This window comes from Micromonospora acroterricola, assembly GCF_003172955.1.
In the GTDB taxonomy this organism is placed as follows: Bacteria; Actinomycetota; Actinomycetes; order Mycobacteriales; family Micromonosporaceae; genus Micromonospora; species Micromonospora acroterricola.
The window spans coordinates 1-14,812 of the sequence record NZ_QGKR01000288.1 but is presented as its reverse complement, the minus strand read 5'-3'; the positions used below and the strand labels follow the sequence as shown (position 1 = coordinate 14,812).

Annotated in this window: 12 protein-coding genes; 4 read left to right on the top strand and 8 right to left on the bottom strand. The window is 71.1% G+C overall.

Annotated elements, in window-relative coordinates; all coding sequences use genetic code 11:
- A partial coding sequence (locus DKT68_RS31220) for a hypothetical protein (RefSeq protein WP_109819867.1) occupies positions 1 to 1,483 on the top strand: 1,483 nt, incomplete at its 5' end.
- Positions 1,484 to 1,606: 123 nt separating this feature from the next.
- Here DKT68_RS31220 and coaE read toward each other — a convergent pair.
- Together coaE and rpsA are read right to left on the bottom strand one after the other, a co-directional pair.
- Positions 1,607 to 2,788 (bottom strand): dephospho-CoA kinase, encoded by a 1,182-nt coding sequence (gene coaE, locus DKT68_RS25190; protein ID WP_201749179.1) that lies wholly within the window; start codon positions 2,786 to 2,788, stop codon positions 1,607 to 1,609.
- Positions 2,789 to 3,094: 306 nt separating this feature from the next.
- Positions 3,095 to 4,594, bottom strand: coding sequence for a 30S ribosomal protein S1 (gene rpsA / locus DKT68_RS25185; RefSeq protein ID WP_109819865.1), 1,500 nt, complete (start codon positions 4,592 to 4,594; stop codon positions 3,095 to 3,097).
- A gap of 392 nt (positions 4,595 to 4,986) precedes the next feature.
- On the opposite strand from rpsA, the gene DKT68_RS25180 reads away from it, so the two are divergent.
- The 3 genes from DKT68_RS25180 to DKT68_RS25170 are packed head-to-tail and all read left to right on the top strand — an operon-like array spanning position 4,987 to position 6,493.
- Positions 4,987 to 5,793 (top strand): class I SAM-dependent methyltransferase, encoded by an 807-nt coding sequence (locus tag DKT68_RS25180; protein ID WP_109819864.1) that lies wholly within the window; start codon positions 4,987 to 4,989, stop codon positions 5,791 to 5,793.
- Between the two features lie 60 nt (positions 5,794 to 5,853).
- The gene (locus DKT68_RS25175; protein ID WP_109819863.1) at positions 5,854 to 6,072 is read left to right on the top strand and encodes a hypervirulence associated TUDOR domain-containing protein; all 219 of its coding nucleotides are present in this window, start codon (positions 5,854 to 5,856) and stop codon (positions 6,070 to 6,072) included.
- Positions 6,059 to 6,493 (top strand): DUF3140 domain-containing protein, encoded by a 435-nt coding sequence (locus DKT68_RS25170; RefSeq protein WP_109819862.1) that lies wholly within the window; start codon positions 6,059 to 6,061, stop codon positions 6,491 to 6,493. Before DKT68_RS25175 ends, DKT68_RS25170 begins: the two co-directional genes overlap by 14 nt.
- Before the next feature lie 79 nt (positions 6,494 to 6,572).
- Here the strand turns inward: DKT68_RS25170 and polA are convergent, their stop codons facing one another.
- The 6 genes from polA to DKT68_RS25140 all read right to left on the bottom strand — a co-directional run bounded on the left by polA (position 6,573) and on the right by DKT68_RS25140 (position 14,396).
- Positions 6,573 to 9,272, bottom strand: coding sequence for a DNA polymerase I (polA, locus tag DKT68_RS25165; protein WP_109819861.1), 2,700 nt, complete (start codon positions 9,270 to 9,272; stop codon positions 6,573 to 6,575).
- Between the two features lie 133 nt (positions 9,273 to 9,405).
- Positions 9,406 to 10,119 (bottom strand): ABC transporter ATP-binding protein, encoded by a 714-nt coding sequence (locus tag DKT68_RS25160; protein WP_109819860.1) that lies wholly within the window; start codon positions 10,117 to 10,119, stop codon positions 9,406 to 9,408.
- Positions 10,106 to 11,047, bottom strand: a complete 942-nt coding sequence (locus DKT68_RS25155; protein WP_109819859.1) for an ABC transporter ATP-binding protein — start codon at positions 11,045 to 11,047, stop codon at positions 10,106 to 10,108. Before DKT68_RS25155 ends, DKT68_RS25160 begins: the two co-directional genes overlap by 14 nt.
- Positions 11,040 to 12,197, bottom strand: a complete 1,158-nt coding sequence (locus tag DKT68_RS25150; protein ID WP_109819858.1) for a branched-chain amino acid ABC transporter permease — start codon at positions 12,195 to 12,197, stop codon at positions 11,040 to 11,042. The genes DKT68_RS25155 and DKT68_RS25150 overlap by 8 nt, the downstream gene beginning before the upstream one ends.
- Positions 12,194 to 13,177: a branched-chain amino acid ABC transporter permease gene (locus DKT68_RS25145; RefSeq protein ID WP_109819857.1), complete on the bottom strand. Its 984-nt coding sequence runs from the start codon at positions 13,175 to 13,177 to the stop codon at positions 12,194 to 12,196. Before DKT68_RS25145 ends, DKT68_RS25150 begins: the two co-directional genes overlap by 4 nt.
- A 67-nt stretch (positions 13,178 to 13,244) precedes the next feature.
- A complete protein-coding gene (locus DKT68_RS25140) occupies positions 13,245 to 14,396 on the bottom strand; it encodes a branched-chain amino acid ABC transporter substrate-binding protein (protein ID WP_109819856.1) in 1,152 nt (383 codons plus the stop codon).
- Positions 14,397 to 14,812 lie beyond the last annotated feature (416 nt).

Sequence of the window (14,812 nt, the reverse complement as noted above, 5' to 3'; positions counted from 1 at the left end):
GCAGCAGCACGCTCCGGCGTCGGCGGCCGACCCGGCCACCGACCCCGCCGCTCACCGCGTCGACCCGACCCGGGCCGGCCGCCGACGCCGGAGCGTGCTGCTGCTGCTCGGCCTGACCGCGTTGACGTCCGCGACAGCGCTGGTGATCGGGCTGTTGACCTGGGCGCCCGACCCGCCCGAGCCGGCCCGGCCACTGACCGTCGCGGAGGGCGAGCGGCTCGCGGCGATGCGGGTCACCAACCTGCGGGACCTGCGCGCCGGAGTCCGCGTCACAGTCGGCGCCGGGGCCGCCCGGACCGAACTCGTCGGCTGGGTGGACTGGTCGCGACCGCTGCTCTACCTCGACGTGGGTGGGCCGGGCGCGGGCGCCGAGCGGGGCCTGTTGCAGAGTTCCGGTCCGGTGCTGGTCGTCCGACCCGACCCGGGGGCGGTGCCCACTCCCGCCGCGCCGCCGCTGGTGCCACCGGCCGACGGCTGGCGGCTGCGCCACCTGCAACCCGGCGCGAGCCTGGCACCGGTGCTGGACCTGCTGCTCAGCCTCGCCGCCGACCGCCCGGACCCGGCTCAGGCGCTGCGGGACGGCGGTGGCCGCTGGGTGGCCCGCGACACCGTGGCGGCCGGGCCGGTGGACGTCCTCCAGGCGCCGCTGCCCGGCGGGAACGCACCCGCCACCGGCAGCCCGCCACCGACCGGCACGTCGGGTGCCGGGCCGGACGGACACCCCCGCTACTGGCTGGACCAGGACAGCCGGTTGCACAAGCTGGTGGCCCGGCTGCCCGGCGTCGGCCCGGTCACGGTGATCCTCAACCGGGCCGACCGGCCGACACTGCGCCCGGTGGACGCGCTCGGCGGCCGGCCAGGACTGCCCCGTGCGCTGACCGACGCGGAGCAGGACCGGCTGACCCGGGTACCGGCCCGGCTCCGGACCCAGGGTGGCGCCGCGCTGACGCTGACCGCACCGGTGGGCACGGACACGAACCTGCGGGGCGCCGGCTGGGTGAGCTGGACCGCCCGCACGGCGTACCTGGCGGTCGCCGACCTGGGCGTACCGGAGCGCCGGACACTGGTGCGGCGGGACACCGCCGGCGTGGCCCGGGTGGACCTGCCGGCCTCGGCCGCTGGCGGCGGCACCGCGGAGACGCCGGGGCGCCCGCCGCTGCCACCCCCCGCCGGACCGTGGCGGTCCGCCCGGCCTGGCACCGACGACCTGAGCCTGCTGGTCGGCGCCGCGCTGGCCGCCGCAGGGCCGGCCGGGCAGCGGGGCACCGCCACGCGGATACGCGAGGACGTCGCCGCCCGCAGGACGGTGGACGTCGTCGAGCTGCGCACGGCACACGGGCGGCTGCGCTACTGGATCGACCGCGACGGGTCACTGCGCCGGTTGGAGCTGCGCACCGCCCCCGGCGCGTGGGCGCAGCTCGACCTCAATCCCGCGTCGGTGCCCCGGTTGGCGCCGGCGCCCCGCCCGCCGGCCACCACCTGACCGGCCGGCCCGCCACGGGCTCGGCGTCACCCGCTCGGCCGCGCGCCGCCGCTCGCCCCGGCGACATCGTTGAAGCCGGCCGCACCGCTCCGCGTCACCGCTTGCCGCGGCGCGGCGCCGCCGTCAGGGTCGCCAGCCGGTCTGCTCGGCCCACTGCTCGGCCCGCAGGTACTCCTCGTCGAACCAGGGGTCGCGGACCGTCCCGGAGCCGCCGACATCCGGGGCGGCGTCCATCAACTCCCGCTTGAGCAGCAGGTACGTGGCCCGCTGGTCCGGGTCGGCGCGCAGGTAGTCACGCATCAGCAGCGCGTAGCGCCAGCCCGGCGAGTCCGCCGCCCGCACGTGCAGGCGCACCGGGCGGGCCGGGTCGGCGCTGCCGTGCAGCCGCTTGCCCCACCGGTCGCTGCCGGCCGGGCGCGGATCGTCCCACCACTGCCCCGGCATCCTCGGGAACCCGGTGTTCGCCAGGCGGTCCGTCAGCGTCCCGTCGGCGTCGGCGAGGCTGGGCACGGCCACCTGCACGTCGATGACGTCCTCGGCGGCGAGGCCGGGCACGGCGGTCGCCCCGACGTGGTCGATGCGCAGGTCCGCCGGCGCCAGGGCGTGCCGGATCCGGGCGGCCAGCCGCGCGTACTGCTCGGGCCAGGTCGGATCGGCCTCGGCCAGGCCGACCCGTGCCGGTGGGACCACGCGCCGCTCGCGCAGGTTGTGCTCGTAGGGCAGCAGCCGCTGCCGCCAGAGCGTGTCGACCGAGGCGCGCAGCTCCTCCAGACTTCCGTCGTTGGTCAGCACCACGTCCGCCGCCGCGCCGCGAACGGCGTCGTCGGCCTGCGCGGCGATCCGCCGCTCGGCCTCCGCGCGGTCCATCCCCCGGGCGCGCGCCAGCCGTTCCAGCCGCGTCGCCACGGCCGTCCGCACCACGACCACCAGGTGGTACGTGGGCGCGAGCCCCACCTCGACCAGCAACGGCACGTCGTTGACGACGATCGCGTCGGGCGCCGCCGCGGCGACCAGCTCGGCGGTGCGGGCCCGGACCCGGGGATGGGTGATCGCCTCCAGCCGGCGGCGGGCGGTCTCGTCGGCGAACACCACCGCGCCCAGCGCAGCCCGGTCCAGTGCGCCGTCGGCGTCCAGCACCCGCTCGGAGAAGGCGGCGACGATCTCGGCCAGCCCCTCGGTGCCCGGCGCGACGACCTCCCGGGCAACCCGGTCGGCGTCGACCAGCACCGCGCCCCGTTCGACCAGTCGTGCGGCCACCGCGCTCTTGCCAGACCCGATTCCGCCGGTCAATCCCACCCTCAGCACCGGACCAGTCAACCGGATCACCAGCCCAGCCGCCAAACCCGGCCGCACGGCCGCTGGGGTGGCGTCGAGATCACGCTCGATCCTGGATGTAGTGGTCACCCAGCCGGCCGGAGGCCCCTCCATCCACGATCGAGGACGATCTTGCGAGTCGGCACCGGGTGCGGCGAGGCAGCGCCGGCCGGCGCGAGGGCCGCGGCGGCACGGCGCGGCGGGCCGCCGGGCGCGCGGTCTTCCGGGGGTACGGCGAGGGCCCCGCCCCCGGCGATCCGAAGATCGCGGGGACGGGGCCCGTCGTCGTTCAGCGGGTCACTTACCGCCGGCGAGCTTCTCCCGCAGGGCGGCGAGCGCCTCGTCGGTGGCCAGGGTGCCGGCCGGCTCCTCGGCCTGCCGGCTCGGGGCCGGGCTGGACGAGGAGGTCGTGCCGCCACCAGCGGCCGGAACGGCCGGGGTCGGGTTGGCAGCGGCCTCGGCGTCGGCGGCCCGAGAGGTCTGCACCTGCTTGGTGTGGGCCTCCCAGCGCTGACGAGCCTCGGCGTACTGGTTCTCCCAGGTCTCGCGCTGCTTGTCGTACCCCTCGAGCCACTCGCCCGTCTCCGGGTCGAAGCCCTCCGGGTAGATGTAGTTGCCCTCGGCGTCGTACGTCGCGGCCATGCCGTAGAGGGTCGGGTCGAAGTGCTCCTCGCCCTCCACGAAGCCCTCGTTGGCCTGCTTGAGCGACAGCGAGATCCGGCGGCGCTCCAGGTCGATGTCGATGACCTTGACCATGACCTCGGAGCCGACCTGGACGACCTGCTCCGGGATCTCCACGTGGCGCTCGGCCAGCTCGGAGATGTGGACCAGGCCCTCGATGCCGTCGTCCACCCGGACGAACGCACCGAACGGCACCAGCTTGGTGACCTTACCCGGCACGATCTGCTGGATCGCGTGGGTGCGGGCGAACTGCCGCCACGGGTCCTCCTGCGTCGCCTTCAGCGACAGCGAGACCCGCTCGCGGTCCAGGTCGACGTCCAGGACCTCGACCTCGACCTCCTGGCCCACCTCGACGACCTCGGACGGGTGGTCGATGTGCTTCCAGGACAGCTCGGAGACGTGCACCAGACCGTCGACGCCGCCGAGGTCCACGAACGCGCCGAAGTTGACGATCGAGGACACGACGCCCTTGCGGACCTGGCCCTTCTGCAGCTTGTTGAGGAACTCGGTGCGCACCTCGGACTGCGTCTGCTCGAGCCAGGCCCGGCGGGACAGGACCACGTTGTTGCGGTTCTTGTCCAGCTCGATGATCTTGGCTTCGAGCTCCCGCCCGACGTACGGCTGCAGGTCGCGCACGCGCCGCATCTCGACCAGGGACGCCGGCAGGAAGCCGCGCAGCCCGATGTCGAGGATGAGGCCGCCCTTGACAACCTCGATGACCGAACCGCGGACGACGCCGTCCTCGTCCTTGATCTTCTCGATCGTGCCCCAGGCCCGCTCGTACTGCGCCCGCTTCTTGGAGAGGATCAGACGACCCTCCTTGTCCTCCTTCTGGAGGACAAGGGCCTCGATGTGGTCGCCAACCGTCACAACTTCGGCGGGGTCCACGTCGTGCTTGATCGACAACTCACGAGAGGGGATGACACCCTCGGTCTTGTAGCCGATGTCGAGCAGGACCTCGTCCCGATCGACCTTGACGACGGTGCCTTCGACAATGTCGCCGTCGTTGAAGTACTTGATGGTCTCGTCGATCGCGGCGAGGAAAGCCTCCTCGGAACCGAGATCGTCGTGGGTGACCCGGGTGGCGCTCGAGGGGGCCTCGATGCTGCTCGTCATGTGGGCGGTTGCTCCGGTCGGATGGGTTGTCACAGCAGGCTGGTGTCGCGGTGACCTGTTCGCGCCAGCGGATCCGTCGCCGGGCACACCAAACAATCGCCAAGTGAGATCATGATGTGGCTCCGTCGACCGCGCACCTGCTCCCTGCCGAGGCACACGATCCGCGAGCGCATCGTCTAGCCTACCGTGCGCATTACCACAGCGTGCAAGCCCTCCCGTCTCCTCGCCGTGCGATGACCTGCGAAAGCCGAACAATCGCCTGGAAACCGCCCCAGTTGTCTCTTAGGTCACAGCAGCCCCAGCCGCGCCACCGATCGGGTGAGGCGGCCGGCGCCGGCGGGTCGCGCCGGCCCACCGCCCGCGGGGGTCTCGACGGGGCCTAGCGTGAGCGGGTGGATGACGACAGCCGGGTCACCCGGCGCCGGGTGGGTGACGCCGAGGCCCGGCGGGCGAACCGCGGCTGGTGGGACACCGACGCCGACGACTACCAGGCCGAGCACGGGGCGTTCCTCGGCGACGTGGACTTCGTCTGGTGCCCGGAGGGTCTGCGCGAGGCCGACGCCCGGCTGCTCGGCGAGCTGCCCGGGCGGCGGGTGCTGGAGGTGGGCTGCGGCGCCGCGGCCGCCGCGCGCTGGCTGGCCACCCAGGGTGCCCGGCCGGTCGCCTTCGACCTGTCCGCCGGCATGTTGCGGCACGCCGCGGAGGCCGCCGACCGCACCGGGGTACGCGTACCGCTGGTGCAGGCCGACGCCCTCGCCCTGCCGTTCGCCGACCGGTCGTTCGACCTGGCCTGCACGGCGTTCGGCGCGATCCCGTTCGTGGACGACTCGGCGGCCCTGCTCGCCGAGGTGCACCGGGTCCTGCGTCCCGGCGGCCGGTGGGTGTTCTCGGTGACGCACCCGATGCGCTGGATCTTCCTCGACGACCCGGGTGAGGGCGGGCTGACCGCCGTGCACTCGTACTTCGACCGCTCCCCCTACGTGGAGCAGGACGAATCCGGCGTGGCCACCTACGTCGAGCAGCACCGCACCCTCGGCGACCGGATCCGTGAGCTGGTGGGGGCCGGGTTCCGCCTGCTGGACCTGGTGGAGCCGGAGTGGCCGGCGGGGCACGAGGGGACCTGGGGGCAGTGGAGCCCGCTGCGCGGGCGGCTCTTCCCCGGCACCGCCATCTTCGTCACCGACAAGCCCGCCGGATGACGGCGTCGCACCAACGGCGCGACCCCGTTTTGCCGGGGCGGGCCCGGGTAGCCAGGGCGTATGGCCGAGAGCGAATTCCGCGAGGGTGACCACGTCTCCTGGGCCAGTCACAGCGGCCGGGCGCACGGCGTGGTCAAGGAGAAGCTGACCGACCGGACGCACGTACGCGGGCACGCCGTGAACGCGACGGAGGACGAGCCGCAGTACCGGATCCGCAACGACGACTCGGGCCGCGACGTCGCCCACCGACCGGAGGTGCTGCGCCATGAGCGGGGGTGACGACGGCGCCGACACCTACCGGGAGTTCACCGACGCGGTGAACATGAAGCCCGGCGAGCTGTCGACGTGGCTGGAGTCCGACGAGTCGAAGCAGGTCGGCTGGCACAAGGGCGGCCGCTCCGGCGGCGGCGAGTCGGTGGGGCACGAGTCCGGTCGGAAGATCATCGACCTGTTGCGGCGCAAGCGCGGCGATCTGTCCGAGGGCGACTACAAGCACATGCGCAAGGTGGTCGGCTACGTACGCCGGCACATGGCGCAGCGCCCCTCCGGCGACGTCCGCGACACCAAGTGGCGCTGGTCGCTGATGAACTGGGGCCACGACCCGCTCAAGGGCCCGCTGCCGCCCCCGGGCGGCCCGTCCCGGCGCGCCCTCGACCGGCACGGCGCCCCGCCGAAGGAACGCCGGGGACCCGGACGCTGATCCAGCACTCCGACGCCACCACTCCAGCGCCACCACCCCGATCCCAACGCCGGACAGCCCGACCGCGAGCAACAGAAAATCAGTGGTCCGCGCTGTTCCAGTCCCGGCCTTCGCCGACCGACACCTCCAACGGCACCGACAGCGGGTACGCCTCACCCATCTCCCGCCGGACGAGCGCCTCCAGGGTCTCCCGCTCACCCGGGGCGACCTCGAAGACCAGCTCGTCGTGCACCTGCAGCAGCATCCGCGAGCGCAGACCAGCGTCGGTCAGCGCGGTGTCGACGTGCAGCATCGCCAGCTTGATGATGTCGGCCGCCGAGCCCTGGATCGGGGCGTTGAGCGCCATCCGCTCGGCGATGTCGCGGCGCTGGCGGTTGTCGCTGCCCAGGTCGGGCAGGTAGCGGCGGCGACCCAGGATGGTCGAGGTGTAGCCGTCCTGGCGAGCCCGCGCGACGACCTGGTGCAGATAGTCGCGGACGCCGCCGAAGCCGGCGAAGTAGTTCTCCATCAGCCCGCGCGCCTCTTCGGTGCCGATGCTGAGCTGCTGGGACAGCCCGAACGCGCTCAGCCCGTACGCCAGGCCGTAGTTCATCGCCTTGATCTTGCGACGCTGGTCCGGGGTGACCTCGTCGACCGGCACGCCGAAGACCGAGGAGGCGGTGGCGGCGTGGAAGTCGGCGCCGGAGTTGAACGCCTCGATCAGCGCGTCGTCCGAGGACAGGTGCGCCATGATGCGCATCTCGATCTGGCTGTAGTCGGCGGTGAGCAGGCACTCGTAGCCCTCGCCCACCACGAAGGCCCGGCGGATCCGCCGGCCCTCCTCGGTGCGGATCGGGATGTTCTGCAGGTTGGGCTCGGTGGAGGAGAGCCGGCCTGTGGCCGCCACCGTCTGGTTGAAGGTCGTGTGGATCCGGCCGTCGTCGGAGACCGACTTGAGCAGGCCGTCGACGGTGGACTTGAGCTTGGCCACGTCCCGGTGGCGCAGCAGGTGGGCCAGCACCGGGTGCGGGTTCTGCGCGTAGAGCCACTGCAGCGCGTCCGCGTCGGTGGTGTAACCCGTCTTGATCTTCTTGGTCTTGGGCAGGCCCAGCTCGGTGAAGAGGATCTCCTGCAACTGCTTGGGCGAGCCGAGGTTGAACTCCCGGCCCACCGCCTCGTACGCGCCCTGCGCGGCGGCCTTCACCTCGGCCGCGAAGTGGGCCTCCAGCTCGGACAGGTAGTGCGTGTCGGCGGCGATGCCGGTGCGCTCCATGGCGGCCAGCACCCGCATCAGCGGCAGCTCCACCCCGGCCATCAGTCGCGCGGACTGCTCGCCGTCGCGGGACAGCTCGGCGTCGATGGCGTCGGCCAGGTCGAGGGTGGCCCGGGCCTGGAGCATGAGGTTCTGCTCGGCCACGCCCTCGTCGCCCAGCCCGTCGAGGGTGAGCTGGCCGGTCTCCGGCGCGTCCACCCGCAGCTCGCGGTGCAGGTAGCGCAGCGCCAGGTCGGTCAGGTCGTAGGACCGCTGGTCGGGGCGGGCCAGGTACGCGGCGATCTGGGTGTCGCGGACGATGCCGGCCAGCTCCCAGCCGTGCGCGGCGCAGGCCAGCACGGCCGGCTTGCTGTCGTGCAGCACCTTGGGCCGCTGCGCGTCGGCCAGCCAGCCGGCCAGGGCGCCCTCGTCGGCCGGGTCGAGCCCCACCGGGTCGACCCAGGCCGCCGCGCCGCCCGAGGTGGCCAGCGCCAGGCCGGTGACGGAGGCGGTGTGCCGGCGGTTGAGACCGGTGTCGAGCTTGACGGCCAGCCCGATCGGGGTGCCGGTCGGGGAGTGCGCGGACAGCCAGGCGCTCAACGCGCCCGGCTCGGTGAGCACCTCACCGGTGAGGTCGAAGCCGGACTCGGCCTCCGGCTCGACCGCCTCCAGGTACTGGTACAGGCGGTCGCGCAGGATGCGGAACTCCAGGGTGTCGAAGACCTGGTGCACCGCCTCCCGGTCCCAGCCGGCCCAGCGGGTGTCCTCCGGCCGCAGCGGCAGCTCCAGGTCGGAGACCAGGCAGTTGATCTCGTAGTTGCGGATCACGTCGGCGAGCCGCTCGCGCAGGCTGTCGCCGGCCTTGCCCTTGATCTCGTCGGCGCGGGCGATCACGCCCTCCACCCCGCCGTACGTGGTGATCCACTTGGCCGCGGTCTTCGGGCCGACGCCCGGGACGCCGGGCAGGTTGTCGCTGGTCTCGCCGACCAGCGCGGCGAGGTCCCGGTAGCGCTCCGGGCCCACGCCGTACTTCGCCTCGATCGCCGCAGGGTCCATCCGGGCCAGGTCGGAGACGCCCTTGCGCGGGTACAACACCGTGACCTGGTCGCCGACCAGTTGGAAGGCGTCCCGGTCGCCGGTGCTGATCAGCACCGTCATGCCCTGGTCGCGGGCCTGGCAGGCGAGTGTGGCGATGACGTCGTCGGCCTCGTAGCCCTCCATCTCCACCACCGGGATCTGCAGCGCGGCCAGGACCTCCTTGACCAGGCTGACCTGGCCCTTGAAGTCGGTCGGCGTCTCGCTGCGGCCGGCCTTGTACTCCGCGTACTTTTCCGTGCGGAACGAGCGGCGGGAGACGTCGAAGGCGACGACGATGTGGGTGGGCTGCTCGTCACGCAGCACGTTGATCAGCATCGAGGTGAAGCCGTAGACCGCGTTGGTGGGCTGGCCCGTCGTGGTGGAGAAGTTTTCCACCGGCAGGGCGAAGAACGCCCGGTATGCCAGGGAGTGTCCGTCGACGAGGAGCAGGCGCGGCGTCGTAGCTGTCACGGCAGCGACTCTAGTCCGTCGCACCGACATCCCCGGGCGGCGGCACCGCGCGTCCGGAGGCGGAACGGGCAGCCGGCCCGAAAGCCGGCGGCCGGCCACCCCGCGAGGGATGACCGGCCGCCGGTGGAATGGCTCAGGCCACGCCGAGGTACGCCTCCTTGACCGACGGATCGTGCAGCAGGTCCTGACCGGACCCCTCCTTCACGATCTGACCGGTCTCCAGCACGTAGCCGCGGTGCGCCCGGGAGAGCGCCTGCTGGGCGTTCTGCTCCACCAGCAGGATCGTGGTGCCCTGCTGGTTGATCTCCGTGATGATGTCGAAGATCTGCCGGATCACCAACGGGGCCAGACCCATCGACGGCTCGTCGAGCAGCAGCAGCTTCGGCCGGCTCATCAGCGCCCGGCCGACCGCGAGCATCTGCTGCTCGCCGCCGGAGAGCGTGCCGCCGGCCTGCTTGCGCCGCTCGGCCAGCCGCGGGAAGAGGGTCAGCACCCGGTCCAGGTCGGCGGCGATACCGGCGGTGTCCCGCCGGGTGTACGCCCCCATGTCCAGGTTCTCCATCACCGTCATACCCGGGAAGATCTGCCGCCCCTCCGGCGACTGGCACAGCCCCCGGACCACCCGCAGGTCGGCCCGGAGCTTGCTGATGTCCTCGCCGTTGAACGTGATCTTCCCGCTGGCCAGCGACCGGGTCCCGGAGATGGCCCGCATGGTGGTGGTCTTACCGGCGCCGTTCGCGCCGATCAGGGCCACCACCTCACCCTCGTTCACGGTGAGGCTGATGCCGTGCAGCGCCTCGATCCGGCCGTAGGCAACGGCGACATTCTCGAGCTCAAGCAGCGTCATCGGCGGGCTCCCCCAGGTATGCGGCGATCACCTTCGGATCGCGGCTGACCTCCGCGGGCGCACCCTCGGCGATCTTGCGGCCGAACTCCAGCACCACGATCCGGTCGGTGACCCCCATGACCAGCCGCATGTCGTGCTCGATGAGCAGGACGGTCAGGCCCATGTCACGGATCTTGCGGATCAGGGCGAGGAGCTCCTCCTTCTCCGCCGGGTTGAAGCCGGCGGCCGGCTCGTCCAGGCAGATCAGCTTCGGCTCGGTGGCCAGCGCCCGGGCGATCTCCAACCGGCGCTGGTAGCCGTACGGCAGGTTGCGCGCCTCGTCGTTGGCCCGGTCGGCGATCCCGACGAACCGCAGCAGCTCGAGCGCCTTGGACTCGGCCGCCCGCTCCTCGAGGATGTGCCGCGACAGACCGAAGATCTTCGCGGCCGACAGGCGCACCTGCTGCCAGGTCCGGACGATCCCGGACGCGGCGGTGACCTGCGGCAGCTCCTCCGGCTTCGGCCGAACCCGGTAGAGCCGGAACAGCGCCCCGGGCACGCTCGTCTTGTGCCGGGAGTCCGTGCCGACCATGACGTTCTCCAGCGCCGTCATCTCCGGGAAGAGACGGATGTTCTGGAACGTCCGGGAGATGCCGAGCTGGCTGATCTGGTGCGGCTTGCGGCCGGTCACCTTCTGGCCGCGGAACCGGACCGCCCCGGAGGTCGGCTTGTACACCCCGGTCATCACGTTGAAGCTGGTGGTCTTGCCGGCGCCGTTCGGCCCGATGAGGCCGAGGATCTCGCCCTCGTAGATCTGGAAATTGATCTTGTCGAGGGCGACCACGCCGCCGAAGCGGAGCGTGACGTCGTCGACCTCGAGCAGTACCGGACGCGGTCCCGCCTGAGTCGGGATCTTCGGGGCCGCGGTGCTGGTGGTCTGGTCAGACATGAGCAGGTGCCTCCTCTGCCTCCGCCGCGCGGTCCTTCAACTCGCGGGCACGCCGCCGGCTCGGAACGAGGCCCTGCGGACGCAGGATCATCACGAGCACCATGGCCAGACCGAAGACCAGCCACCGGTAGTCGGCGAAGTCGCGGAACCGCTCCGGCAGGTACGCCAGCAGCACCGCGCCGAGCGAGACGCCGATCATGTTGCCGGAGCCACCGACCACCACCATCGCGACGAAGAGGATGGACAGGTTCGCGTTGAACTGGGTCGGGTCGATGAACGCGTTCCGGCTGCCGAACAGGAAGCCCGACAGGCCGCCGAGCGCCGCACCGATGGCGAACGCCCAGAGCTTGAACTTGAACGGGTACACGCCCATCACCGCGGCCGCGTCCTCGTCCTCCCGCACGGCCAGCCACGCCCGGCCGACCCGGCTGTGCTCCAGCCGACGGACCAGGAACACCATGATCAGCACGAAGGTGATCGCCAACCAGTACCAGGGCTTCGCGTCGATCAGGCCGAAGACCTTGTTGTCCGGCGACGGCGCGCCCTCCGGGCCGGGAATGGCCGAGATGCCCACCGGGCCGTTGGTCAGCCCGGTGGCGTTGCGCGCCACGATCCGGATGATCTCGCCGAAGCCCAGCGTCACGATGGCCAGGTAGTCACCGCGCAGCCGCAGCGTCGGCCAGCCCAGCAGCACGCCGGAGATCATCGTCAGCACGATCGCGATGAACAGGCAGATCGCCCAGGTCACCGCCCAGGTCGGCGGCAGGTTGAACTCCTGCTGGATCCACTTCACCACCGGCGAGTTCACCGAACCGAACAGCGCCACGCTGTAGGCGCCGATGGCGAAGAAGCCGATGTAGCCCAGGTCGAGCAGGCCGGCGAGGCCGACCACCACGTTCAGGCCGATCGCGACCAGCACGTAGATGGCGCAGACGAAGAGCACACCCGCCCAGTTGTTACCGCCCTCGATCGAGTCGGTACGCAACCAGGTCAGACCCGGAACGCCGAGCAGCGGCAGGTAGTAGAGGAACGCCACGAAGGCAGCGAGCCCGAGTGCCTGCTGCCACTTCGTCAGCGCCCGCCAGCGGTCGCCGACCGTGGTCAGCAGGCTCACCCGGCGGCGATCAGCGGAGCGAATTTTGTCGATCATGCGCGGGCCCTCCCGAGCGACTCGCCCAACAGACCGGTCGGCCGGAACATCAGCACCACGATCAGCACCACGAAGGCGATGACGTCCTCCCAGTTGGACGCGAAGAGCGTGGCGCCGTAGACCTCGACGATGCCGAGGAAGAGCCCACCCAGCAGCGCGCCGCGCAGGTTACCGATGCCGCCCAGAACCGCGGCGGTGAACGCCTTGAGGCCGAGCACGAAGCCGATGCTGTTCTGGGTGAAGCCGAACCGCATGCTCCACAACAGGGCGGCCGCGCCGGCCATGATGCCGCCGAGCACGAAGATCAGCATGATCACGCGCTCCTGGTTGACGCCCATCAGCGCGGCAGTCTCCGGGTTCTGCGCCACCGCCCGCACACCCCGGCCGTACCGGGTGCGGTTGATGAACCAGTCCAGCACCGCCATCATCGCGACGGCCGCGACGAAGACGATCAGCTGGATGTTCGTGATCGCCGTGTTGCCGATCGTGAACAGGGTCTCCTGCTGGATGATCGTCGGCATACCGACGATCTGCCGGGGCCGGCCGAACGCCTCCGGCAGCACGCCACCGAGCAGCTTGGGCAGCACCTGCCCGAAGAGCTCGACGAAGACCAGCGACAGACCGATCGCGGTGATCAGGAAGATCAGCGGCGGCGCGTTCTTCCGCCGCAGCGGCCGGTACGCGATCCGTTCGAGCGCCAGCGCCGTACCGCCCGAGGCGGCCGCCGCGACGATCAGACCGAGCACCAGGAACAGGATCGCCTGACCCACAGGCGGGTTATTTTCCACCCCGAGCTGGTTCCAGAGGATCAGCACCGCGAAGGTACCGACCATGAACACCTCGGAGTGCGCGAAGTTGATGAGGCGAAGGACGCCGTAGACGAGGGTGTAGCCAAGGGCGATCAGGGCGTAGATAGCGCCCTTGGACAGGCCATCGACCGTGTGCTGGCCGAGATGACCGATCAGTTCATCGAAATGCACCGGGGGTCTCCTTGAATCGAGTGCGGCCGGGGTGAGACACCCCGGCCGCACTCCAGTGCCTGGGACGTCAGCTGAGCTTGAGCTCCTGCAGCGCCTCGATCGCGTTGCCCTTGATCTGGTAGGCCCAGATGACGACCTTGGTCGGGTCGACGTCGCCCTTGGCATCGAACTTGATGTACTTCGACACGCCCTGCTTGTCGTACGCCTTCACGTACGCCAGGATGTCCGCCCGGGTCTTCTTGCCGGCCTTGAAGGCGTCCAGGTAGATCGTCGCGCCATCGAAGCCCTCAGCGCCGTAGGAGCCCGGCGGGATGCCGTACTCCTTCTGGAAGTCGGCGGAGAAGGTGCCGCCGGCCTTGTCAGCCGGGAGGCAGGGGCAGGTGATGATCGCGCCCTCGGCGCCGCCGGAGGCACCCGACGGGAACGCCGTGTCGTAGAGACCGTCCGGGCCGACGAACTTGGCCTGGACACCGGCGGCACGCATCTGCTTCACCAGCGGAGCGGCCTCACGGGTGTAGCCGCCGTAGAAGACGAAGTCCGCCTGCGCGGCCTTGATCTTGGAGATGGTGGCGTCGAACTGCGCCTGCCGCTCCTGGATCTTGTCCTTGTTCACGACCAGCGGGCCGAGCTGCTTGCCCAGTTCGTCGGTGATGCCCGCGCCGTACGCGCTGGCGTCATCGATCATGAAGACCTTCTTGGCGTTCTGGGTCTTCAGGTAGCTCGCCACCGCGCCGGCCTGCGTGCCGTCGTTGCCGACCACCCGGTAGAAGGACGTGTTGCCCTTCTGGGTCAGGTCGGTGCGGGTCGCCGACGGGCTGACCATCGCCAGGCCGGCGGCCTGGTAGATCGGCATCGTGGCGTCGGACTCACCGGAGAAGTGACCACCGATGACACCGAGGAACGAGTTGTCACCCGCGATCTGGTTCGCGAACGGGGTCGCCACCGCGGGGTCACCCTGGGTGTCGAACTCCTGCATGGTGACCTTGCAGTCCGGGTTCGCCGCGTTGAACTGCTTCACGGCCAGCTTCGCGCCGTTCAGTGACGGGATCACCAGACCCGCGTTGTCACCCGTGAACGCGCCGAAGATCGCGATCTTGCCACCGCAGTCACCGGACGCGGTCCCACCATCGCCGCCACCGGAATCCTGGCAACCCGCCGCGACCACCAGGGTCGCGGCGAGCGCAACGGTGCCCAGCGCCCGTACATAGCTTCGCCTCACGGCTTCCTGACCTCCTCCAGATGCGGACGCGGCTGACCGAAGCGACGGCGACAGCAGCAAATCCGCAGTTCCACCCACCCCGCAGGGACTCCCCCTGCGTAACGGCTCGTGATGGCGGAGCGTACCGACACCGCACACCCTCCCGGAAGGCCTGAAGGGGGGGTCTGCGAAACCGTTACGAAGACGTGGGCAATCCTGTCGATGCCCGTAACAGGTGAATCCGTCGATCGGTCCTTAAACCCGCGGCCGGTCGGAGCCCACCCGCACCCACCCGGACCGACATCCCCCCGACGAAAGGCCCCTTGACCTGCGAAAACGGCCCGGCAGGCGGTAGCCTGGCCCGGTCACCGGGCAGCCCGGCCCCGACCCTCAGGCTGTCTCTTATACACATCTGACGCTGCCGACGATAAGGCACG